Origin of the sequence: Gracilibacillus suaedae, assembly GCF_017599345.1 — a bacterium.
Taxonomy (GTDB): Bacteria; Bacillota; Bacilli; order Bacillales; family Amphibacillaceae; genus Gracilibacillus; species Gracilibacillus suaedae.
The window spans coordinates 1-24288 of record NZ_JAGFVL010000016.1 but is presented as its reverse complement, the minus strand read 5'-3'; the positions used below and the strand labels follow the sequence as shown (position 1 = coordinate 24288).

Annotated in this window: 23 protein-coding genes; 10 read left to right on the top strand and 13 right to left on the bottom strand. The window is 37.5% G+C overall.

Annotated elements, in window-relative coordinates; genetic code table 11:
* Positions 1 to 121 precede the first annotated feature (121 nt).
* The 7 genes from J5J03_RS02675 (at position 122) to J5J03_RS02645 (ending at position 7487) form a co-directional block, all read left to right on the top strand.
* A complete protein-coding gene (locus J5J03_RS02675; protein ID WP_208585969.1) occupies positions 122 to 937 on the top strand; it encodes a TetR/AcrR family transcriptional regulator in 816 nt (271 codons plus the stop codon).
* The gene (locus J5J03_RS02670; RefSeq protein ID WP_208585968.1) at positions 938 to 2425 is read left to right on the top strand and encodes an MDR family MFS transporter; all 1488 of its coding nucleotides are present in this window, start codon (positions 938 to 940) and stop codon (positions 2423 to 2425) included.
* Positions 2426 to 2553: 128 nt separating this feature from the next.
* Complete coding sequence (locus J5J03_RS02665) at positions 2554 to 3462, top strand: hypothetical protein (RefSeq protein ID WP_208585967.1); 909 nt, start codon at positions 2554 to 2556, stop codon at positions 3460 to 3462.
* Positions 3463 to 3474: 12 nt separating this feature from the next.
* Positions 3475 to 4134, top strand: a complete 660-nt coding sequence (locus tag J5J03_RS02660; RefSeq protein WP_208585966.1) for a DUF4129 domain-containing protein — start codon at positions 3475 to 3477, stop codon at positions 4132 to 4134.
* Complete coding sequence (locus J5J03_RS02655) at positions 4134 to 5246, top strand: DUF4350 domain-containing protein (RefSeq protein WP_208585965.1); 1113 nt, start codon at positions 4134 to 4136, stop codon at positions 5244 to 5246. The genes J5J03_RS02660 and J5J03_RS02655 overlap by 1 nt, the downstream gene beginning before the upstream one ends.
* Before the next feature lie 2 nt (positions 5247 to 5248).
* Positions 5249 to 6178: an AAA family ATPase gene (locus J5J03_RS02650; RefSeq protein WP_208585964.1), complete on the top strand. Its 930-nt coding sequence runs from the start codon at positions 5249 to 5251 to the stop codon at positions 6176 to 6178.
* Positions 6132 to 7487: a DUF58 domain-containing protein gene (locus J5J03_RS02645; protein ID WP_231710576.1), complete on the top strand. Its 1356-nt coding sequence runs from the start codon at positions 6132 to 6134 to the stop codon at positions 7485 to 7487. The genes J5J03_RS02650 and J5J03_RS02645 overlap by 47 nt, the downstream gene beginning before the upstream one ends.
* Here the strand turns inward: J5J03_RS02645 and J5J03_RS02640 are convergent.
* The gene (locus tag J5J03_RS02640; RefSeq protein WP_208585963.1) at positions 7467 to 8435 is read right to left on the bottom strand and encodes a stage II sporulation protein M; all 969 of its coding nucleotides are present in this window, start codon (positions 8433 to 8435) and stop codon (positions 7467 to 7469) included. The genes J5J03_RS02645 and J5J03_RS02640 overlap by 21 nt on opposite strands.
* Before the next feature lie 110 nt (positions 8436 to 8545).
* Here J5J03_RS02640 and J5J03_RS02635 point away from each other — a divergent pair, with 110 nt between their 5' ends.
* Positions 8546 to 9343 (top strand): RDD family protein, encoded by a 798-nt coding sequence (locus J5J03_RS02635; RefSeq protein ID WP_208585962.1) that lies wholly within the window; start codon positions 8546 to 8548, stop codon positions 9341 to 9343.
* Between the two features lie 530 nt (positions 9344 to 9873).
* Here J5J03_RS02635 and J5J03_RS02630 read toward each other — a convergent pair.
* Together J5J03_RS02630 and J5J03_RS02625 are read right to left on the bottom strand one after the other, a co-directional pair.
* Positions 9874 to 11397, bottom strand: coding sequence for an AbgT family transporter (locus J5J03_RS02630; RefSeq protein ID WP_208585961.1), 1524 nt, complete (start codon positions 11395 to 11397; stop codon positions 9874 to 9876).
* A 223-nt stretch (positions 11398 to 11620) separates the two neighbouring features.
* Entirely contained in the window at positions 11621 to 11785 is a 165-nt protein-coding gene (locus tag J5J03_RS02625) for a hypothetical protein (RefSeq protein ID WP_018932106.1), read from the bottom strand.
* Positions 11786 to 12093: 308 nt separating this feature from the next.
* Here J5J03_RS02625 and J5J03_RS02620 point away from each other — a divergent pair, with 308 nt between their 5' ends.
* The gene (locus tag J5J03_RS02620; RefSeq protein ID WP_208585960.1) at positions 12094 to 12876 is read left to right on the top strand and encodes a TIGR00266 family protein; all 783 of its coding nucleotides are present in this window, start codon (positions 12094 to 12096) and stop codon (positions 12874 to 12876) included.
* A gap of 193 nt (positions 12877 to 13069) precedes the next feature.
* Here the strand turns inward: J5J03_RS02620 and J5J03_RS02615 are convergent, their stop codons facing one another.
* The 10 genes from J5J03_RS02615 to J5J03_RS02570 form a co-directional block, all read right to left on the bottom strand.
* Positions 13070 to 13870 (bottom strand): DUF4097 family beta strand repeat-containing protein, encoded by an 801-nt coding sequence (locus J5J03_RS02615; protein WP_208585959.1) that lies wholly within the window; start codon positions 13868 to 13870, stop codon positions 13070 to 13072.
* Positions 13867 to 14424 carry an HAAS signaling domain-containing protein gene (locus J5J03_RS02610; protein ID WP_208585958.1) on the bottom strand — a complete coding sequence of 186 codons (558 nt, stop codon included), beginning with the start codon at positions 14422 to 14424 and terminating at the stop codon, positions 13867 to 13869. Before J5J03_RS02610 ends, J5J03_RS02615 begins: the two co-directional genes overlap by 4 nt.
* Positions 14417 to 14740 (bottom strand): PadR family transcriptional regulator, encoded by a 324-nt coding sequence (locus J5J03_RS02605; RefSeq protein WP_208585957.1) that lies wholly within the window; start codon positions 14738 to 14740, stop codon positions 14417 to 14419. The genes J5J03_RS02610 and J5J03_RS02605 overlap by 8 nt, the downstream gene beginning before the upstream one ends.
* 483 nt (positions 14741 to 15223) lie before the next feature.
* Complete coding sequence (locus J5J03_RS02600; protein WP_208585956.1) at positions 15224 to 15463, bottom strand: MerR family transcriptional regulator; 240 nt, start codon at positions 15461 to 15463, stop codon at positions 15224 to 15226.
* A 23-nt stretch (positions 15464 to 15486) separates the two neighbouring features.
* Positions 15487 to 16215: an exonuclease domain-containing protein gene (locus J5J03_RS02595; protein WP_208585955.1), complete on the bottom strand. Its 729-nt coding sequence runs from the start codon at positions 16213 to 16215 to the stop codon at positions 15487 to 15489.
* Positions 16209 to 17171: a DUF294 nucleotidyltransferase-like domain-containing protein gene (locus J5J03_RS02590; protein WP_208585954.1), complete on the bottom strand. Its 963-nt coding sequence runs from the start codon at positions 17169 to 17171 to the stop codon at positions 16209 to 16211. Before J5J03_RS02590 ends, J5J03_RS02595 begins: the two co-directional genes overlap by 7 nt.
* 35 nt (positions 17172 to 17206) lie before the next feature.
* Positions 17207 to 18472 carry an ammonium transporter gene (locus tag J5J03_RS02585; RefSeq protein WP_231710575.1) on the bottom strand — a complete coding sequence of 422 codons (1266 nt, stop codon included), beginning with the start codon at positions 18470 to 18472 and terminating at the stop codon, positions 17207 to 17209.
* Between the two features lie 685 nt (positions 18473 to 19157).
* Positions 19158 to 21092 carry a fructose-specific PTS transporter subunit EIIC gene (locus tag J5J03_RS02580; RefSeq protein WP_208585953.1) on the bottom strand — a complete coding sequence of 645 codons (1935 nt, stop codon included), beginning with the start codon at positions 21090 to 21092 and terminating at the stop codon, positions 19158 to 19160.
* Positions 21093 to 21316: 224 nt separating this feature from the next.
* On the bottom strand, positions 21317 to 23245 hold the full coding sequence (locus tag J5J03_RS02575) for a BglG family transcription antiterminator (RefSeq protein WP_208585952.1): 1929 nt from the start codon (positions 23243 to 23245) through the stop codon (positions 21317 to 21319).
* Positions 23246 to 23400: 155 nt separating this feature from the next.
* Positions 23401 to 23613 (bottom strand): CDGSH iron-sulfur domain-containing protein, encoded by a 213-nt coding sequence (locus J5J03_RS02570; protein ID WP_208585951.1) that lies wholly within the window; start codon positions 23611 to 23613, stop codon positions 23401 to 23403.
* 111 nt (positions 23614 to 23724) lie between these two features.
* Between J5J03_RS02570 and J5J03_RS02565 the strand changes: the two genes are divergently transcribed.
* On the top strand, positions 23725 to 24093 hold the full coding sequence (locus J5J03_RS02565; RefSeq protein WP_208585950.1) for a carboxymuconolactone decarboxylase family protein: 369 nt from the start codon (positions 23725 to 23727) through the stop codon (positions 24091 to 24093).
* Positions 24094 to 24288 lie beyond the last annotated feature (195 nt).

Below are 24288 nucleotides of genomic sequence, written 5' to 3'. Positions count from 1 at the left end.
AGCATTGTTTTTTTAGTGTAAAAATTAGTTCTTATACGTTGACACTAAGCTTGATATTTAATATAATAACCACCGTGACCAAAAAGTCATTAAAGCGACCACTTAGTCAGAGGGTGATCAATTGGATACAAAAAAGCACATCATGAACACAGCTTTACAACTGTTTTCGCATCATGGATTTAATGAAACATCTGTCCAGCAAATAGCACAAAAGGCAGGTATTTCTAAAGGCGGGTTCTATAATTATTTTTCGTCTAAGCGGGATTTAATGCTGGAAATGATTGATGAACATTACAGTAAAATTATTAACAGCACCCATCAAATAGATGAAACAAATCGCAATTTAGCTGCGTATATACAACACGAGATGACCGCATGGATGGAACATCAGCCTTTTATTCATTTGATGTTTAATGAGTTTCAACCAAGTAAGGATCCACAAATAAATAAAAAAATGGATGAGCTACATGTTACGCTTACACAAAAACATAAAGCAATGTTTTACCTATGTTATGGAGAGAAGGTAAAACCATTTCTTGCCGATATGGTTGTCATATTACAAGGTATGCTGAAAGAATATTATTTACATATGTTTATTCAGCAAGCCCAACTTAACGTCCAACAACTAAGTAATTGGGTTAGTCATCACATCAATAGCATTGTTAACAACCTGGATGACTTGGACCCTTTTTTACATGAAACGGAAAACGAGACATTTGATAGTGTTCTAAATGACTTAAGAGCGACTATTCAACAAAAAGAGTTTCACAATCAAGATAAGCTCTTAAAAGTAGTGAAACAGATAGAACAGGAAATTGATAACCATACACCATATTCCATTACTGCCGAAGTATCACTACACTACTTAAAAGGCGAAGAAATGATTCAGACAGACGTTTTAAGACTAGAGCGTTTGTGCAAACAAGGAGGTAATTAAATGAATCAAGAAGTAAATCCAACAGAAGTAAAAAGGATACCCATCGTCGCTGTAATGCTCGTTGGTGCTTTCGTAGGGCTGTTAAATGAAACTCTGCTAGCAACTGCATTACCAAGCATTATGGAGGATTTTGGAATTGCAGAAAACCAAGTACAATGGTTAACTACTGCCTTCTTATTAACAAATGGGGTTATGATACCAATATCTGCTTTTTTAATTGAACGATTTACGACTAGACAGTTATTCATAACAGCTTTGAGTATCTTTGCTTTAGGAACGTTTATAGCATCGATTTCCCATGCATTTGAATTACTGTTGGTAGCGAGGGTCATTCAGGCTTCCGGATCTGGTATCATGTTACCGCTAATGATGACAGTTATGTTGAAAATATTCCCACCAGAGAAACGCGGAGCTGCAATGGGGATGGCAGGGATTGTTATTTCCTTTGCACCTGCAATCGGACCAACACTTTCTGGCTGGTTACTAGAATTTTTCTCTTGGAGAGGATTATTTTATATCGTATTACCAATCGTGATTATTGCCATTATCATTGCTACGATCTTTGTTAAAAATGTAACAGAACAAACCTATCCAAAGATTGATATTCTTTCTATTCTGTTATCATCATTTGGTTTTGGCGGGTTGTTATATGGATTCAGTAGTATTAGTGGTGGGCATGGCGGCGGAGAAACCGGTACTCAAATTGATGGTCTAGCAGTAGCAATTATTATTGCTGGTGCAATTATTTTAACTTTATTTATTATCCGTCAAATGAAATTAAAACATCCAATGCTCGAATTTCGTGTATTTAAATACCCGATTTTCTCGTTATCCTTAATCATTACAATGATTGTACTGATGGCACTAATCGGTGCAGAAACCATGTTGCCTTTATACATGCAAAACACAAGAGATTTTACCGCTTTAGAATCTGGGTTAATGCTATTCCCAGGTGCCGTTGTAATGGGGATTATGTCTCCTATTACCGGGATGTTGTTTGATAAGTTCGGCGCCAAATGGTTAGCAGCGATTGGCATGACCATTGTAACGATTACTACATTCTTATTTACTAGCTTAGAAATGGATACTGCATACAGCTTCCTTGTTACTATTTATGCCATTCGTATGTTTGGTCTTTCATTAGTGATGATGCCTGTCATGACAGCAGGTTTAAATCAGCTTCCACCAGAATGGCACCCACACGGAACAGCAATGGCAAACACGATGCAGCAAGTTTCTGCTTCCATTGGAACAGCGATACTGATTACCGTCATGACTTCTGCTGCAACCAACTATCAACCAGACCAAGCAGCATTAGAAGGTTTATCAGAAGTAGAAGCAATGAACCAGGTTGCTAGTCATGCGGCAATTAGTGGTTACAACACCGCTTTCTGGATCGCAACTATTCTATCGATTATAGGTCTCTGTTTATCACTATTCTTAAAAACAAAAACACAAACCGAACAGGCAAGTAAGAAAGCAGCTTAAAAATCTAGGGGGATGACATTGGTTCATCCTCCTATTTTTTACAAATCCTTTCTAAATTATCCCCCATCAATTGGAAATCATGTTAAAATGGACTATGTATGATTACATATAGGGAGGAATAACTGGAAATGAAAGACACTATAACAAAACCATTAGGGTTTGGCGAAATTTTAGATCAAACGTTTCGCATAATCAAATCCAATTTTAAATCTTTATTTACTATTACCTTTTTAATAATGGTACCGTTGTTTGCACTGCAAGCTTTCATTTTAGTGTTAACAGGACGTGATTTTATAATTAGTGGTGACCCAGGTCAAAGTCTGGTTGACCAACTGCTTACAGGTGCTGATTCTATTGTCAACACCACCATACGAGAGGACTTAATGTCCATGTCCGTAGATCTGTTAACGGTTTTTGCGGCCCCGATTCTTGCCGGTGCCGTTACTTGGGCAGTCAAAAACGCAAGGGAAGGAAATGACATATTTGCGAAAGAAATGATCCGTAAAACGTTGCCAAGATATTGGCCACTTCTTGGAAGCACACTGCTTTTTGGTCTTATCACGTTTGGTATCCTCTTACCTTGTTTTTTTGCAATTGGTTTTATTAGTGTTATGCTCTCGTTGCTACACCCTATTATTACCTTTGGTTTTTTGATGCTTGGCTCTTTAGGCATATTTATTGGAGTAGGTTTACTTTTAACAAAGTGGAGTTTATACTTACCTGCTGTCCTCTTTGACAACGTCGCACCAGGACTATCGAAGAGCTGGCGTCTGACAAAAAAACAAACATGGAAATTCTTTGGATTATTTATTGTACTACTGATTATTACAAGCATTATTAGTGGGATATTACAACTGCCACTTATCTTTCTAGGAAACAGTGTGTTAGCTCATTTATTAACCAACATCATTTCATTAATTTCTTCTATCGTGTTTACTGTTGGTTATGCTGTCATGTATTTTGACGCTTCTGTTAGACAAGAAGGTACCGATTTACAAGAAATGATTAAAGAATATGAAGTGACAGAAGAATCGTAAAGGAGATTGGCGATGTCATCTTTTCGAACAGAGCAAGATCAGTTAAACGACATTTTAAATCAACAAGAATATCAAGTCTACTATGAAGATAATCGCAGTTTTTTAGAGAGAATATGGGATCGTATATCAGACTGGATTGGCGACATTCTCGCTTTATTATTTGATTCCTTTGAACCTTCTTCGACAACTGGTAATCTGATTATTGTCCTCATTATATTGATTGTTTCAGCTGTAGTGATATTTGGTATTATCGCTTTGGTCATGTTCACAGTAAGAAAAAGAAAACTATCCAATCAGCAGCCATTTGTTAAACGTGATGAATTAGCTTGGAGCTATCACGAGCATTTACAAGCTGCCAATGACTTTGAAACACAAGCTGATTATCGTCATGCTACAAGGCATCAATTTCTAGCGTTGTTGTTAATCTTTGATAAGTATAGTTTGTTACAAGCAAATCAATGGAAAACAAATTGGGACTATTACGATGAACTGAACCAAAGCAATAAGGCTCTAGCAGTAGACTTTTACAATTTAGCCCTATTGTTCGAGAAAGTCACATATGGTGAACAGCCCATCACAGAAGGTGATTATCATAAGTACAAGGCCAAAATTAGTAAATGGATTGATTCCATTTTGCAGCAATCAGATACAAAAGAAATAGGTGAACGATAATGTTTGGAAAAAAAAGAAACTGGATCATGGGCATCTTATTTTTTCTTTTGCTTATCGTAGTCAGTGTATTCTCAACCAGTAATACACCAGAAGAGTATCCTGCTTATCTGGTCAAATCGCCATCCCCAACAGGACTTAAGGCGCTTTATACATATTTAGAACAAAATGGTCATGATGTTACCCGTGAAGAAACACTACCCACGATGACAGAAGAAACATTAAGATTATTAGTTAATCCGCCAGTGTTTACAGATCAGCAAATTGAGAATCACTATCTCGATTATGTAAGACAAGGCAATACCATCGTGCTCGCCAAGGAAAATCCTGATGGACTTTTTAACCTAGAAACAGAATATGCATTGACAGGATCAGAGTCAGAAACGACAGAAGCTGACTATCAAGGGGAAAAGCTGGAAGTAACACAAAACAGCTTTGTACGCTTGGCGGTAAACGAGGATGATAACGTGCTGTTAGAAGATGATGCTGGTGCACTTGCAATCGAACGACATATTGGTGAAGGCTCCTTGATTGTACTGTTAGAACCAGCTTGGCTTACAAATGATCAAATTACCAAGCATGATCACACATCTGCAGTATTTAACCTGATCCCCTTCGAAGAATCAGGAGCAGTTATTTTTGATGAATATAGTTTAACGAAGTCAGGTGGCCTTGTATCCCATTTTGAATTATATCCAAGCTGGGCATACGTATTATTGGTCCAAGGCATCATCATGGCGATTTTTATACTATGGAATCAAGGTAAACGTTTCGGCCCTATTTATCCTGTTCGAGAAGAGACTGTCAGATTCAGTAATGAACGGTTAAGAGCGGTCGCAATTTGGCAAACGAAAGGTAAAAACTATCACGCATCGTTCGAATACCAGCTTGACTATCTAAAAGAAGTTATTCGAGAAAGATACGGAATACCCTATAAGCAAAATTGGAGGGAAAGATTAGCTGGAATAGCAGGGAAAGTAGATGCTATTTCCACAAAAGAATTAGATTACATTGCTCAAGGGATTGAAACCATTTTGGCTAGAAAATCGTTAAATAAACAAGAGTATCTTTCCTGGTCTGTAAAAATAGACAAAATACGAGAAGAGGTGGAGTAACGATGACCGCAAAAATTTCGTCATTATTAGAAAACTATGAACAACATATTCTTGGTCAACAGAAAAACTTACGATTATTATTAGCCGCTGCTTTAGCTGGTGGTCATGTATTAATAGAAGGCGTACCGGGAACAGGTAAAACACAAATGGTAAAAACATTAGCTAAGTTACTAGACAGTGACTTCAAACGTGTCCAGTTCACCCCTGATTTATTACCTAGTGATATCACGGGAAGTGCTATCTATAATATGAAAGAACATGACTTCCAAACATTAAAAGGGCCGATATTTACAAATGTTTTGCTGGCAGATGAAATCAACCGCACACCTGCTAAAACACAAGCATCCCTGTTGGAAGCAATGGAAGAAAAACAAGTTACCATTCAAGGAGATACTTATCTATTACCAGATTTCTTTTTTGTCGCAGCAACACAAAACCCTATTGAATTTGAAGGAACTTACCCGTTACCTGAAGCACAACAAGATCGTTTTTTCTTTAAGATCAAAGTAGACTTCCCTAGCTTGGAAGAAGAAGTTTCTGTCTTGCAAATGGTATTAGAGAAACAAGCAAACCCCCTGGAGATTCAAGCGATGTACTCCAATGATTCATTACTAGAGATTCAACGAAAAGTTCAAGAAGTAAATATTAGTAACGAAATAGCTGATTATATTACGAAAATTGTCCGCAAAACACGTGAGCTGGAACATATTCAATATGGAGCAAGTACCCGTGCTGCTATCGCAATAGCAAAGACAGCACAAGCTTGGGCATATCTTGATGAACGTAACTATATTACACCAGATGATGTTAAAACGGTAGCTATTCCTAGTCTACGTCATCGTGTTCAACTATCTCCATATGCAGAATTGGAGGGATCTGATATCGATGAAACGATTCAAGAGCTTGTGGGATCGGTTGCTGTTCCGAGATAAAGGGATTATTCCTACATATAAACTCATAACCTATTACGCTCTATTTACCTTAGCTATGTTTATTCTATCATTCTGGCAATTTTCGTGGCTATTTCTAGGAATAGCCACACTACTAATGGTAAGCCTCTTAATTATAGATGCATTCTTACTACCTAAAAAAGAAGACATAGAGGTAGCTCGGACAATAGCTGACGAAATGGAGCGTTATGCGAAACAAATGGTGACCATTCAGATTCAGAATCGAACAAATGCCACGTATACCGTTCGGTTAAAAGATGGAATTCCTGAATCATTTCAAACTATTTTCCCAACTGACCAGTTCATTACAGGTGGAAAATCGGTTGCTATTGCATATGAGGTATTTCCTCAAATAAGAGGAAAATATCAAATAGATACATTATATTTACGTTTAAAAACAAAAATGGGACTCTGGGAAAAACAAATTACTTATCAGCTGCCTGATGAAGTAAAGGTTATTCCTAATTTATCAGAGACTAAAAGGTATTTGGCAAGTGCTCAGAAATATTTATTGCATGAAGGCATCAAGATTCGGAAAATGCGCAGTGGTGTTGGGGAGTTTTCAAAGGTTAGAAGCTATGTTGTTGGCGACGACCCACGTAAAATAAATTGGCGTCAATCTGCCAAATTACATGAGATGATGACCAATGAATATGAACCGGAGCATGGAAAAAGTGTAACAATCTTACTTGATTGTGGTCGCATGATGGGAGTCGAGTTAGAAGAAGGAAACCGGTTGGAAAAATCTATTGAAGCGGCGATTACGCTCGCAACAGCAGCACTACAAAATGGTGATCAAGTATCTGTGATCGCCTTCTCGAAGGAAATTAAAGCAGTTGTACCTAGTGGAAAAGGATTAGAACATTTAGATACCATTTTACAAACGTTATATGCATTAGGAGTGGATGCACAAGAGTCCAACTATGCACTTGCTTTACAGTATGCTCAATCGCTCCAACGAAAACGTAGTCTGATTGTGCTCTTCAGTGATGTGCAAACATTTGCGAATGAAGATTATCAATTATTCTATATGAAAAAACTAAGAAAAAAACACCTTTTTGTCATGATAGGCATTGAAGATCGACTACTACAGGCTCAAATAAAGATGAAACCTAACAGCGCTTTAGCAGCAATGGAAAAAAGTATGGCACAAAAACAATATATCAACCAGAAACAAGTGATGAGAAAATGGGAAAAGCATGGACTACCTATGCTGGAAGCACCTGCTGAACGGTTAGCAGTCACTTCTGTTTCCCATTATATTGAGACATTAAACCGTGGAATGTTGTAGAGTCCTTTTGCGCAAAAGAAAATGGCCAATGATCATGTATGCAATCAGACCAATAGCGGTCGTTACTGCTACAGCATATTTCATCTCTAACGAAATATCAGCAGGAGTGATAAACCCTTCGATGGTACCAGCAATTACAAATAACGGAATCGTTCCTAGCAACAGTTGAACGGACCTTACCGCTTGTGTCTTTAACTGGTACCCTCTCGAGTACTTACCAGGTACAAACAGCTTGTATCCCATTAAAAGCCCTGCACCACCTGCTATAAAAATAGCAACTAACTCTATAACGCCATGTGGAACAATATAAGCCCAAAAAACATATGAATTGCCATAGTTCCAAAAAAGGCCAGCAATTGCGCCAACAATGATGCCATTATAAATTAATACATATACGGTCAATAGCCCGAACGTGATACCACCGGCGAAGGCTAGAATACCGACCCTAATATTGTTAATCATAATTTCTGTTGACATTACAGGTGCATCAACAGCTGCCGGGTCTTCGCCGAGCGATTCAGGGTCAAATGACTGTGCCATATTTTCTGGTAAAATACCATATAAATGAGCAGGATTTTCTACTACAGCGAAAAAACTCGCAATACCTCCGAAGCAGAACAAAAGCATGGCAATTATAATCGCCTTCCATTGTTCCAGTAATAAACCTACAAACTTGCTGGAGAAGAAATGATAGGCTTGTTTCCATGAAGAATGCTGGGATTGGTACAATAGATTGTGTGCTTTTCCGACTAATTCATTTAAATAATTTGTTACGTCTTCATTTGGAAAAAATGTCTGGCTATAAGATAGCTGTCTGGAAACTTTTTGGTATGTATGTTGAAACTCTTCAATCATCCTGCTGGACTTTTGCTTTGGTAATTGGTTTATTAGTTTTTCTAACCGTTCCCAATCTTGACGGTTCTGTTTGATGAATTGATTCAATTGCATATAATCACCTTTTTTTCTAGCATTTTACTTTATTATAATAGAAAATAGGCTTAGTGAACAGTATTGAAAGATATTGTTCATCGGAAAAAGTGACAGGAAAGAGGTTAAACATGGAACAAGAACAGTTAAAGGTAAAAACACCCGAGTATGTCTCCTTACAATTTCAATTAGCTGGCTTAGGATCAAGATCCGCTGCTCAGATCATTGATTACACACTCATTTTTTTAACACAATTATTAACGATCTTTCTTTTAATACTAGCTTTTACTAATAGTTTTAGTAATTTATTTTCTGGACAACTCGATAGTATCCTGTTAGTCATTCTCCTCATCATTATTTATTTATTTCACTTTGCTTACTTCATTTTCCTTGAATACTTTTGGGGAGGAAGAACAATTGGCAAGAGATTGTTAGGTATCCGAGTTATTCAGGAAAACGGACATAATATAACATTCCTTTCAAGCATCATTCGCAACTTTTTACGATTGATAGATATGTTGCCAAGTGCATATGTAGTAGGTATTATTATGATTTTTTTCCATTCTAAACATAAGCGCTTAGGAGATATAACAGCAGGAACGATTGTTGTACATGAAAGACGGAAAAAGTCACTTAAACAGTCGCCTCTTGAAAAATACATCCATCAACTCGGGATTCAAAAAGAAGATTTACAGTTAGAACCGTATCATTTGAAACAATTTAATCAGAAGGATTGGCGGCTTTTGCAGACTTACGCACATCGAATTCTTCATATGGGTATACAGGAGAAAGGAACACTAACAACGAAAGTCAGTGAAATACTCTTGCCGAAAATTGCAGATCAGATGGAGAACAGTACAAAAAGTAACGAAGAATGGTTATTACTACTTTATTTACATCTAAAGGATGAGTGGGAATACGTTTTATAGAATTTCCCCACTCCATGAGACACGCTCTTCCTATTCACAAGAAAAACCAGCAAACACCGCCGGTCCATTATTACTTTGGTAGTAATCATGAAAAATTTGAACAGCTTGACCACCACTCCGGCTACCCACTTCCCTTTCCGTGGAGTTTGTCCTTCAGCTAACTTATTTGAGCAAAACCCGCTCAAATAAGTGGATCTTCAGGTCAAACAATTCCCACAGGAGTGGAAGCGGGCGGCCTTCGCTTTATACATGTGCTACAACATTTGTCAGATCAGGCAACTTGAGTTGTTATCCCTGTGAAAGTGAAAGGTATAGCATAGAAATTCACTAACAAGATTTATAAAACCCAATATGCTTTTTCTATTATTCGTTGTAGAAAAAAGGATAGTGAAACGGTCAGCCGTAGCGGTTAACTTGCACTAGCTAGCTTTCAAAATAGCAACTTCGTTAAACACGATCATTGCGCTGATTATATACTTCTTACCTTTTAAAAAGGATAAAAACCCGTCAGAAGGTTTTTATCCTTTTGCTTAATTATTATAATGAACCGGGGATCCTGGTCCTAGGTCTATTCCTAATAGTATCCACACGATTAACATTAATGTCCAAATGACCAAGAAGAAGATGGAATACGGGAACATGGTTGAAATGAGGGTACCCATTCCCATTTTCTTATCATATTTTTGTGCATAAGCGATAATTAAAGCAAAGTATGTCATTAATGGCGAAATAATATTCGTTGACGAGTCCGCAATACGATATGCCATCTGCGTCAATTCTGGAGAATAGCCGAACTGCATCATAATTGGAACAAATATCGGCGCCATCATTGCCCATTTTGCTGTCGCACTTCCAATAAAAATATTGATTATACCAGCAATAATAATGAAGACAATTAATAATGGGATACCAGTTAAACTAATACTGTCTAAAAATTCCGCTCCATACACACCGATTAACATACCTAAATTGGATTCTTCAAAAAATGCCACAAACTGACCCGCTGCAAAGGACAGAACAATGAACAGCCCCATTGTTCCCATTGAATCTGATAGGTGGTTAGCAACATCTTTATCATTTTTGATATTCTTCGTAACAATCCCGTATACAACACCTGGGATAAAAAACAGAATAAAAATAATCGGCACCAATGAACTCATAAATGGTGAAATGATAATAGCTCCATCTTCTCCACGCAATGGTGCATTTTCTGGAACGATTAAAAAGGAAACAGCAATTAAGCCAATTAATAATGATAAACCAGCATATGCTAAACCTTTTTTCTCAACCTTTGTTAGGTCAGTTGCCTCTTCTTTATAGGAGCCTGTGTAAGCACCTAGCCTTGGCTCTACTAGTTTTTCTGTTACAAATGTACCTACTAATGTTAGCAGAAATACGGAAACGATCGTAAAATAATAATTCATTAAAATATTCATGGTTTCAGCATAAGCTTCATCTGTGGTCGCCGCTATCGTCATTTCCCCTAGTAATGGCTCCAATGCAGTCGGGACAAGGTTAGCACTAAACCCGGCTGATACACCAGCGAAGGCAGCGGCAAGACCTGCTAAAGGATGACGACCTAAAGCAGCAAAAAGTACTGCACCTAATGGAGGCAAGACAACATATCCTGCATCGGTCGCCATGCTGGACATAATACCCGCAAATACTAAACCTGCTGTAATTAATGATTTCGGTAATGCTAAAACAAATGCACGCAACCCAGCACTAATTAATCCAGTTCGTTCTGCTAAACCAATCCCAAGCATCGTTACTAGTACAACCCCAAGTGGAGCAAAGTTAATAAAATTATCTACCATACTTGTAAAGATATAAGTGATTCCTTCTGTATTCAATAAGTTTTTAACGGTTATTTGCTCATCTGGATTACCTGGATGTTCTACGGAAACACCTAAACCGGACACAACCGCTGAGGCAATCAACACGATAAATGCTAAAATGACGAAAAGTGTTACTGGGTGTGGTAATTTATTTCCTATAGATTCTATTCGATTAAGGCTTCGTTGAAATAAGCCAACTTTTTTCTTTTCTCCCATCATACATCCACCTCCATAGTTAAAAAAATAATTTTCAGAAAATTGAAGCTATTTTCTAAAAAGACAAACTACATTATAAGGGGAATTGGTGCTCTTTCAAAGAGGATCAAAAAAAGTTCTAATTTTAATAATTTTCAAAATAGTTAGCCTAGGAAAACAAAAAGCCTCCTAATCATAATCAGGAGGCTCTATCTCAGCTAGTTCTCATCAGGTAACTAGTCGCTTATCTCATCTCTTTACCAGCAATTACCGGTTGTGCTTGCGTGTTTGTTTCTAAATTCATATCTACTTTTAGTTTTTTTCTGCGTGACGTAACTTTTTCAATTGCAGATAAAACTAGAAAAGTAAGCAGAATAGTTAAAGAAACCATGTATAAAGAAGTTACCATAGTCAACTATCCCCTTTCCTAAAAAAATTACTTCATTTATTAATGAATTCAAGTATATAGTACCATATTTTATCTATTTGTAAACATATTTTATGAAATTCTTTTGAATTCTTTTTTATTCTCCGCTTTTTCCTTAAATACTCTAAATTTGCTATTCATCTTTCATTAATATAATTGCGCTAATATCAACGCTTTTATAAAATAATTGAATATTTATTCACTTGTTTTAGAATTTTCTGATAATTTGAATCATATCTGTGATAAGATACGTATATACATATAGCCTAACAAAAAGGAGTTGAGTGGAAATGAACAATCATGAAATAGACTTTCAATTATACGGAGACGATATGCAGTTTGTTGAAGTCGAGTTAGATCCACAGGAAACAGTAATTGCTGAAGCAGGAAGTTTAATGATGATGGATAGTGATATCTCGATGGAAACGATTTTCGGAGACGGATCTTCCAATCAAGGAGGACTGGTTGGCAAATTACTTGGTGCCGGCAAACGAGTTATTACTGGCGAAAGCTTATTTATGACTACTTTTACAAACCAGGGGGTAGGAAAAAAACATGTCTCCTTTGCTTCCCCATATCCAGGGAAGATCGTTCCCATGGATTTAAGTGAATTAAATGGCAAAATTATATGCCAAAAAGATGCTTTCCTAGCTGCAGCTAAAGGAGTCGCAGTCGGTGTAGAATTTCAACGAAAAATCGGCACTGGCTTCTTTGGTGGAGAAGGATTTATTATGCAAAAGTTAGAAGGAGATGGTATGGCATTTGTCCATGCCGGAGGTACAATTCATAAGCGTGAGTTACAACCAGGTGAACAGATACGTGTCGATACTGGATGTTTAGTTGCTATGACTGGTGATGTAGATTATAACATTGAATATGTAGGTGGTATTAAAACGGCACTATTTGGTGGAGAAGGGATTTTCTTCGCAACACTATCAGGACCAGGAACTGTATGGGTGCAATCATTACCATTCAGTCGACTTGCAAGTAAAGTATTTGCTGCCTTACCTGAGAAAGGCGGAAATAAAGGTGAAGGTGGCATTGGCGGGGTATTTGATTTATTTAATAAGTAACCATATATCTTATCGGCAATCGCAAAGCATTAATGATTGCCAAACGATTGATGACTTATAAAGTGAGTTTTCCCTCAGCAGAGCTTTTAGGGGTGATTAGCACTGAGTAAAAATGTAGAATTCAGCCAAAGGTTGTACTTATCATGCTATAAATATTAAAGGAGTGAACCATAACTGGTCACTCCTTAATTTTTTATTGGGTTACCGTAATACTGCCATTTTTCGTAGTTAATTTAACCAGGTTATCTCCCTCCCCAATTACCGTATTATAATTAGAATTACCAAACAAATTTACGCTTCCATTTTTTACTTTTGTATCAAGTACCGCATTAGTAGGTTCCTTTTCACTCTGAATCTTAATTCTTCCATTATTTGTTTCAAAGTTGATATTACGGTCCAAGTCAGCTGTTACTAGGGAAATTGCACCGTTATTTGCCCTTGCAGCCAATTCTCCCTCCACGTTTCTAAGATCAATTTTGCCATTGTACGTTCTTAATTGATAGGTATCCGCTACAATCTCACTAAGCTCAACTTTTCCATTCTTAGTTTCTACATTTATCTCATTTACTGCTAAATCTCGCGCTTGGATACTGCCATTACTAATATCGACTGCTAACTGCTGATATTCTTGCTCAGGTAAATAGACTGTTAGCGTACGTGTACTATTAAAGAAATTAAAACTGAACCATGTTCTCATCTCATGTTCTGTATGAACTGACAACGTATGATTATTTTCTTCTACAACTAATTCCGTTTTAGCATGATTACCCTCGGTTCCCGTCAGTTCAACCTTTGGGTTAGGATCAGTTGTGGGTATAATCTCTACTTTTTCATTGTTCACGTCGATTTCAATAGTGCTAATTTCGGCATTTTCAACTTCCTTCGTTACAGCAAGGGTAGCTGGTTCATATACACGATAAAAAACTATACTGCCAATTATCCCCACGATTAATAGCGCACAGGCAATTGTAATGACTCTCTTTACATTGATCATGATTTCATTCCACCTTTAACAAGATTTACATTATAATTCAAATATTTGATCAGCCCTTTTGTACCAAATCGGGTGAGATACAACATGCCAATCACAACTAATAATCCCAGTCCACATAGTGCTAAGGAAAAAAACATATCAAAGAATGCAAAGGAATCAGGAAAAACAGCTACATTAATTAGAAATAATAGCGGGGATATTACGAATGCTGCTCCTGTTATCCAACCTGCTGCAATCAAGCTGACGATAGCGATAAATGGACCGAGTACAATGACTAAGTTAAAGAAACTTAATCCAATGACAGCCCAAACAGCTTTGAATATATTGCTTGTAGATGAAGTTGACTCCACTTTATCAACATAATAGCTAGCCAATATTTCTTTCTCTATTTGACTTGGTGTCCCTAATGAATGAGCAATTTCTTCTTCTGTCTTCCCTTCCTCTTTACCAACCTCGAAGTGCTCATTGAAATCCTGCAAAATATCTTGCCTTTCTTCTTTAGAAAGCTTTTGTAGTCTCGATTCTAGACTTGTTAAAAATTCCTGTTTATTCATTACTAACACCTTCCTTAATTATATGGTTTACCCCTTCCGAAAATTGCTGCCATTCCTTGAGCAAATCATAAAGATAATCTTTTCCTTTATCCGTTAATTGATAGTATTTGCGTGATGGTCCTTCCTGCGATTCCTGCAAATAAGTCGTAAAATACTCTTCCTTCTTCAATCTTCTTAATAAAGGATAAACAGAACCTTCTGATATAGCAATTCGATCTGATATTTTTCTGACGAGTTCATAGCCGTAATGATCCTGTTTATTCAATAAAGCAAGCACACATAACTCTAGCGCTCCTTTTTTAAATTGGATATTCATGTTCTCCTTACCTCCGATTTCCTCACCACTACTATATATTATACAGTACTGGTACACAATTAATACTTGTGATTACAACTATACCACCAACTATTGTATAATGCAAGGTACTATTTTTTTGCAAGTTCGAGAGGGTTCGATAACTACTACTGTGAACTGGTGAAAGTTTGCCTTATTGCTAAAATTGGTTGAGCGGACATTGAGTGCGTTATTCGGTGAAATCACACCAATTTTTCGACGTAGGCGGACATTTAATCCCTTATTTAGTCACTTTCGGTGAAAATCAGCTGCTTTTTCGATGAATAGCGGAATAGATGTCCACTGACACCCTAAAAACACCTCTTCTATCAGAAATAACGGAACAAATGTCCGCACTCATACCGGTTTTACCGACGGATAATCGATGTTCACGTAATTTCGCAGTTTATGTTTCCTGCAAGGCATTAAAAAACCCCCTTTTGTTTCACTACAAAACAGGGGTTTTTAATCCTTTAACATCGCCTTGATACCGGCAATGTTAATTCCTTGATCAATCAATTCTTTTATTTTCTTTAATCGTTCGATATCCTGTAAAGAAAACATTCTCCTGTTACCTTCATTTCTGGCCGGGGAGATTAAGCCTTGTTCTTCATAGTAACGAATTTGCCTTCCACTTAATTGGGTCAGCTCTTTTACGACACTAATGGGAAAGGTGGCCATATGATCTGGTATGTCATGATTCACGTTCTTTTCCTCTCCTTTCAGAATTAAGGCAAACTAGCAATATGTGTGTAAATATCTTTTAAATTCGTAAAGCCCATTTCTTCTACTTTCTTTACATTCTCTGACCATAACTTGGCAGTTGCTGCTGCATCATATAACGCATGATGTCTACGCCCAATGTCAACTCCATAGTGATCACACCATTCATCTAATGTCACGAACGAAACATCCGGAGACACAACCTTAGTTAAAAAAGAAGTATCAATAATTCGATGCTGAAAACTTGTTTTCAAAGCTGTCCAGCTTGCGTGTTTCATAAATTGCTTTTCATGACTGGAATGATGGGCAATCAAAGTATCGCTACGAACAAACTGGAAGAATTGCCTTAAAACTTCTGCCAAAGGTGCTGCTTGACTTAGTTCTGCTTCAGTGATCCCAGTTAGAGCTGCAATTTCCTCTGAAGGAGATAACTCACTATAGACAGTTTTATAAAATAACTGATCTCTTAAGACTTCTGATCCTTTCATTTTCACTGCACCTATAGAGAGAATGCGATCTCCATTGTAAGGATAGAAGCCAGTTGTTTCGATATCAAACACTACTACAGCTAAATCTTTAAAAGGTGTATTTAACACATCTTTTTGCTTCAATTCTCTTTGCAAATTACGCATATAGGCAATTTTTCTTGCATCTGTTTGACTTGTTACAGGATTCATATCGTTCATTTTCCCTGACATTTGTTTAATAAATTGAAACATTTGATTCATTACCATTTAGAACACTCTTTTTCTATCGTATTTTTTGTCTGCTGAAAAAGTTCCGCACCTTTTTTCATGTATTCCTTCAACTCCTGTTTGTCTTTTTTTGATAACTTCTTTAAAGGAATATAATGTACTTCTTCATATTCAGTTGCATCTTTGGTGAACTGAAATTTAAAAGCTAGCAAACTTTCAAACAGTCTCTGATACTCAGATAAAAAGGAGTATTTCTCCCTAAGTGCTGCAAACCTTTCAAGAGTAGATGCTTTCATAATGTGATTACACAAAACTAATAGTCGTAGTGCGTTGACATATGGAAACAGTGCAGTCGTTTTAATATTAATCTGACCTGTTCTTTTTCCCGATTGTTGTGGCAATAATTGACCGAATACTCCGACACCTTTTTGAATAAATCCTACATTATCCAGAAGTCTATGCATTATTTCTGGGTGACTTTGAATATATGAAAATGTTACTTGCTTGACATCCTCCAGTAATTTTCCTTCTCCCAATAAGACACGAGAATCAAAAAAAGTGGAAAAATGCCGTAATGATTGCCAACTTTCCTCATCAAGCCAGTCGTTGAGTTGCTGCATCCAAGCTTCAATTGATTTTGTCCAGCGTGATTCAGATGCCATCACTTTACCTTCACACCGTTCATAACCGACTATTTCCAAACCATCGACAATTTCTGTTCCTAACTTTTGAAAATAAGCTTGATGTTGTTCGGAACCATTAAAAATAATCCCATGATCCTGATCACTCCATATGGATTGTTCCCTTCTACCAGCACTACCCATCAGAAAAAAAGCGAAGGGAGCAGGGACTTCCCCCTGCTCTTCCTTAACTTTCTCCATTGCTAATTGTACGGTTTTTAGCATTAGATTATCGTGAAAATCGTTTAATTGTTCATGATCCATTTGTTTGTGAATCTGTTGTTCACGCCATCTCTTTATGTCTTCATAACTCATGACGGAGGTCCTCTCCTTTATCGAAGAACGATGCATTATTTTGCTTGTTCATTCGGGTGTGGAATGTTCTCAGGGTAACCATAGCTACCATGCTCGCTCATGTCAAGACCAATGATTTCTTCTTCTTCAGAAACTCTTAAGCCACCCATTACTTTATCCATAATCTTAAGGATAATGAATGACACGACAAATGCGTAAGCACCAGATGCTACAACACCTAAGATTTGAACACCTAATTGTTCGAATCCTCCACCATAGAATAAACCTGGTTTCCCCCAATCCATACCGACTGATAATTCATGTGTAGCAAAGAAACCTGTCGAGATCGTCCCCCAAACACCGACAGTACCGTGAACAGATAATGCGAAGATTGGATCGTCAATACGAGCACGATCAAAGAATCGCATACTTGCGTAAACAATCAAACCACCAATTGCACCAATCACTACTGCTGCCCATGGTTCAACGAAACCGCAAGATGCTGTAATAGCTACTAGACCTGCTAATGCTCCATTCAATGTAGTTGGAACATCTGCTTTTCCTGTTACTGCCCAAACGAGTAACATTGCTGCAATTGCCCCAGCAGCCGCTCCTAATTGTGTATTTAAAATAACATAACCAAAGAATGCATCTTCCACACCAAATGTACTTGCACCGTTGAAACCAAACCAACCTACCCAAAGTAGTAATACTGCTAATGCCGTATATACTTGGTTGTGACCTACTAACTCATTAGAAGAACCATCTTTATTATATTTACCAATACGAGGTTTCAAAATAATAGTTGCCGCTAATGCTGCCATTGCACCTGTTAAGTGTACAACTGTTGAACCAGCAAAGTCTTGTTTACCATGGTCAGCTAACCAACCGCCACCCCATATCCAGTGTGCAACCACCGGATAAACTAAAGCTGAGAACAGTACAGCGAATATGACATATGCTGATAATTTTGCACGTTCTGCGAAACCACCGAATGCAATGGTTAAAGCAATTAATGCAAACATCATTTGAAACATAAAGTCAACCGCTGGAGATAACCCTTCTTCACTAAATGATGTATCTCCATAGAAGAAATCAGATAATCCAATAAACCAGTTACCTTCTCCATATATAAAGCCCCAACCGACAGCCCAGAATACTATTGAGCCGATTCCAATAGTGAAAATTGTTTTTCCTGCAATGTGGCCAGCGTTTTTCATTCTAGTAGAACCAGCCTCAAGTAAAATAAATCCACCAATCATTAATAAAACTAAAAAAGTACCAATAATGACCCATAAATTATCCATAAGTACAGTTTCCATAATCTTTTTCCTCTCCTTGTAAATATTATTAACATCAACTGTTAAATACAGTGTAAGCTGTAATCCTGTACTCCTCAATTTTTGTGTAAGGTAATCTAACAAGGTTTTTCGTAGAGGGTAATTTGGATCAGATTAACATAAGAAAAACCGGGAAAACCCACCCGGTCCTGTTCAAAGTAGTTATTTTGACATGAATAATAGTCGTAACAACCGCTTCGGCTTGCCCACTTCGCTTTCCAGAGGGCGTGTCTTCAGCTAACTTTGCAAAGTTAGCTGAAGATCACGCTGATCCCCCAGGAGTCGAAGTGGGCGCCTACGCTAAGTAATGCTTTACAATAAATGTATTCGCTAACATACTTGTTTTATTACACATGTTTAGAAAGCTCGAAAAGTTAACTGTCACTAACGTTGTAGAATAGCTCCATAGCGAAGGCCGTCCGCTTCCACTCCTACGGGATGATTTTCGACTAATATCCACTTTTTCAAGGGGTTTTGCTTGGAAAAGTTAGCTTAGTCGAAAATCCCGTGGAAAGGGAAGTGGACAGCCGCAGCGATGGTTTCCTATACGGTTTATTTCAAAATAGCTACTTTGATAACAAAGGCGTTGATACCGAGGATTATATACTTTCTTTCCATACAACGAAAAAACCCCTTTCTCCAAGCTAACTGGAGAAGGGGTTTACTGTTATTGTATTTGGTCTAACAATTGATACGCTTCTTCTGCAGATTTTACATTTAATAATTGCTCTCTAAATTGATCATCCATTAATTTTCTGGAGAGCATTTGCAGAATTTTCAAATGCGCGTCTCCTTCCGCATGCTTCGGTACGGCAATCATAAAGATCAGTTTCGCCAGAGAATCATCAGCACTATGCCAATCTACCCCATCTTTTTGAAGCCCGAACACAACTCGTGGTGCTTTTACAGCATCTGATTTACCATGTGGAATAGCTACATTCATACCGATGCCTGTAGAGCTTTCTGCTTCACGATCTAATATTGCTTTTCTGAAGTCTTCTTTAGAAGTTAATACATCATTAGCATCTAATTTTGCAATCAATTCATCAATAACTTCATCTCTGTCATTTGCTTTTATCTCTGTGTCGATTAAGTCAACATTTGTAATATCTGTTAGTTTCTCGATTTGTTGCACTGATTGAGTAGCGAATTCATCGTTTGTCTCTTCCTCTTCTTCTCTTGCTTCTTTCATCACCGGATTATCTACATCTTTCTTCAATAACTTAATCATGAACGCTGTCACAACCGAACCGATAATAATGGCAACGAAGAACATTACGACATTATCCACCGCACCTAACACGCCAACAATAGGCCCACCGTGTGCTACACTATCTCCAACATTACTCAACATGGCAATAACGGAACCTGTCATGGAACCAATCATAATACTTGGGATTACACGCAAAGGATCCTGTGCCGCAAAAGGGATCGCCCCCTCTGTAATGCCGAAAAACCCCATCGCCAAAGAAGCCTTACCTGTTTCTTGCTGTGCTTGTTCAAATTTATTTTTGAACATTAATGTCGCTAAGCCTAAACCAATTGGTGGAACTGCAATCGCAACCGCAATCGGACCCATAATTTCATAGTTACCTTCTCCAATCATAGCAGCACCAAATAAAAAGGCTACTTTATTAACCGGTCCACCCATATCAAACGAAATCATCGCACCCAAAATAAGTGCTAATAATATCGAGCTTGTTCCTTGCATACCTGCAAGCCAGCCTGTTAATGATTCAAAAATTTGTGCTACTGGAGCACCGATTAATAATACAAACAGAAGACCTACTACTAAAGAAGATACTACAGGAATAACGATAATTGGCATAATCGGTTGTACCATCTTTGGTACTTTAATTTTCTTAATCCATAACGCCACATACCCCGCTAAGAAACCTGCAATTATTCCGCCTAAGAAACCTGCACTTGCTTCACTACCGTAAAAGCTACCATTTGCTGCAATATAACCCCCAATCATACCGGGCGCCAGACCAGGACGATCTGCAATACTGTATGCAATATAACCAGCAAGGATTGGTACCATAAAACTAAATGCGGCACTACCAATTGATTCTATCGTTTTCCAAAAGGAATCCTCTGGTATTGCAATACCACCTTCTCCGGCATTGCCACCTAAGGTTAAAGCAATTGCAATTAATAAACCACCAACAACGATAAATGGCACCATAAAAGAAACACCATTCATTAAGTGACGATAAATAGGATTTTGCTTCGTTCCTTCTGAAGCGGTCGGCATTTTTTCTTTTTTACCACTTCCTTCTCCCTTATGAACAGGTGCATCATCACTTAACGCTTGTTTAATTAAACTCTTAGGATTTCGAATCCCTTCCTGCACTCCTGCAGCTACTAATTTTTTACCAACGAAACGGGATTTATTAACCGCTTTATCTGCCGCGATGATGATCGCGTCTGCCTCATCAATTTCAGCAGACGTTAATTCGTTTTCTGCCCCAATCGAGCCTTGCGTTTCCACTTTAATATCTATATTCATCTCTTCTGCTGCTTTTTCCAAGTTCTCAGCAGCCATATACGTATGCGCAATCCCATTAGGACAAGATGTAATCGCTAATACTTTTGTCATCTGTAACACCTTCCCTTATTGTAATTACCCATAGTATACCCCTAAATCGGCTCATCAAAATAAAAGAAACTTACCACTACTTCCGGCAAAAATGATTTTTTTAATTCGGATGAATAGGGTAAAAATACCTATTTATTTCAGGAATTATATATTTGTGAAATAATCAACTTTCACACTTTTTTAACATAAGAAATCCTCACAATTCATAGAACTGCAAGGATTTTTTAATCTAGTATGTCTAAAAAATTTCCTACATCTGTTACAGCAGTCAATTTGGCAACTTTCTCGGGATTTCCTGCTAACCTAGATAACTGGTGGAATAATTTTCTTCTTTTATCTGATGGCTCCTGTTTTAATACGAGGAAAAACACTAAAGAGACTAATTCCGTTCCCCATGTAATTGGTTCTTTTAACGTTGCTACTATTATGGCAGATCTTTTTACCAAATTTGGGTCTCCATGCGGAATGGCCATACCGCCACCGATTGCTGTAGCTGCTGCTCGTTCACGAATTAGCGCTTGATGTCCATATCCCTCTTCTACCAAGCCATCATGAACTAATCTCTCTGATAATTTCTCTATTAATTCAAAGCGATGTTCTATAGCTAAATCCAAAAATATATAGTCTTCTTTTAGATAACTTCTTAATACAGAATCACGATTTCCTTGACTCTTTCCAAGTATTGCATTTCGCAGCTTATTCTTGTCACGCTCGTTAAAAAGAGGTGTAATCATCACATGCGGAATACTTACGTCCTCTATAGGCATGGTCGAAACAATTAGGTCTACTGACTGTTCCTTTAAAAATAGTTCCAATTTATTATGTGGAAGGGTTGCAACAATATCGACTTCATGAAATGATGTAGCAATTTTTGAACGCAATATTTCTGATACGCCAATACCCATATGACACACAATTACTAATTTTTTGTTAGACTGTCGTTCCCCTCTTATTCGTTCCACTGAAGCTTGGTAATGCAAGGTTAAAAAAGCCACTTCATCTTCTGGAATTTTAAATGGTAATTCCTCATTCATATCCTGCAATGCTGTAATTAAAGCATCAAACATAAACGGATACATCTGTTTAATATCTGCTGCCAGTGGATTTTGAACAGGGAGTTCATATTTCAATCGATTGATAACAGAATAAAGATGAACCTTTAAGCCTTCTTTTAATGTTTTATCATGACCAAAAGGCATTAATGCTAAGACACTCAGTCGTTTGGTCAGCACTTCTGTCAGCCAATCCGCTTGCTGGTCGACATCCGCATCAAAATGAGACACATCACCATGCCGTTCCTGAAATTTAGCGCCTAGAAATTGCATAGTTAAGTATACCTTTTCATGTTCCGGTACTTTAATAAGAAAGATACTTTCTAAGTCCTTCACTAAGTTCTCCATCCACTGAAATTCTTGTTTCTTTGTTATGAAAGTTATTTGTTCTTTACTTATATCTACCCTATGGTTAGATTTCAATCTTTTCATCATCACAATGATATAGATCTTTAAGTTTTTTATACTTTCATCTGTTAATGGTATTTGATAATGACGAATAAAGGTTAAAAAAGATTGATCTAGTGCTCGTCGTTCATGTTCTTGCACTTGTTGATACAGAAAAGAAAAACCTCGCGAGTCTTTCTCAGCTTTATAAAAATCAAGCTGCTGGATTGCTATTCTAATATCCTTCTCTGCTGCTTCGACTACAATACCAACTTTTTGTTTAGTTTTTATCTGTACATTTTTAGTTTTTAGCCATGTTTCCATCTCTTCTATCACTTTTTTTATGGCAGAGTGTGACACAAAATAGTGATCTGTCAACTGTTGAATGGAGATATTTTCATGAATAAGAAGCTGAAATAATATTTCTTTTTGTTCCGAAACCTCCAAAACACTTCTTTTCTCCTTATTTTCAGACTGTATCAATGATAATATCTCCTGCTTCTCATAATCAGATATTTCTATCGACACACCCACACCAGGCTTTCTAATCAATCGACCATTGCTTTGTTCTTTTAAAAATGATTCCACTCTTTGTAAATCATTTCGAATTGTTTTCTCTGAACAGTTTAACTCTTCGGCCAAATGCTGCACTAAAGCGACTTGTTCGTTTGCTAGCAGTAGCTTTCTTAAGAGAATCCGCTGCCTCTCCTTCATGAAATCACCTCCACCTCCAACACAACAATACTACAAGTCACATACTACCGCAATGGCAATCAAAAGGAAAAGGCACTAACCGAAACGGCTGTGCCTTCTGCTTCTCTATTTAAATTATAACAATCGACCAAATACATAGGTGATTAGAAACCGCCTTATTTTGCTCTGATTTGATCCTGAAAACCAATTTCTTTATGTGATCCATCACAGAAAGGTTTATTTTTGGATGCGCCACATCGACAAAGGGAAAACTTTGGTTTTGTTTCGAATGGGTTTCCCTCTGCATCCACTAATTCAACATCTCCGGTTACTAGAATAGATCCATTGTCTCTTACCTTTAGTTGTACTTTTTTGTTAGTTTCACTCATCTTTTATTACCCCCTCTACAAATTTTACCCGAGTATATTCTCTTCTGTCTATCATCTTTGAATAAAATTTTATGCTTTTTCACACATTAAAATGAAAGGCGGGATGAAAATATGGAAAATCAGGAGCATGTAAATTATTTTGATCAATCGATAGCAGATTTTAAACGCGGTACCAGAAGAATGGAAGAATACTTACCGGAAATGACAAGAGGATATTTTGAATTTACCGAAGAAGCATTTAAGGATGGAACAATTGAGAAAAAAGAAAAGCAACTCATGGCGTTAGCGATCAGTATTTATGCCCAGGACGAGTATTGTATTATTTATCATTCAAAAGGCGCCGTAGAAAACGGTGCTAGCCAGGAAGAATTGATGGAAACGATTGCTGTTAGCGCTGCACTAGGCGGAGGTGCCGCATTCGCCCAAGCAGTAACCCTAGCCACAGACTCCTTTGCACACTATCAACAAAAATTGCACTAAGCGATAATAACCCAAGTTGCCCCTAGTTTCTGGGCGCACGGAGCTAGACAGGCACCTAATTTTTATGCTTTCTTTGCATTTATAAGAAAAACCGGGAAATCCCACCCGGTCCTGTTCAAAGTAGTTATTTTGACATGATTAATAGTCGTAACAACCGCTTCGGCTTGCCCACTTCGCTTTCCAGGGGGCGTGTCT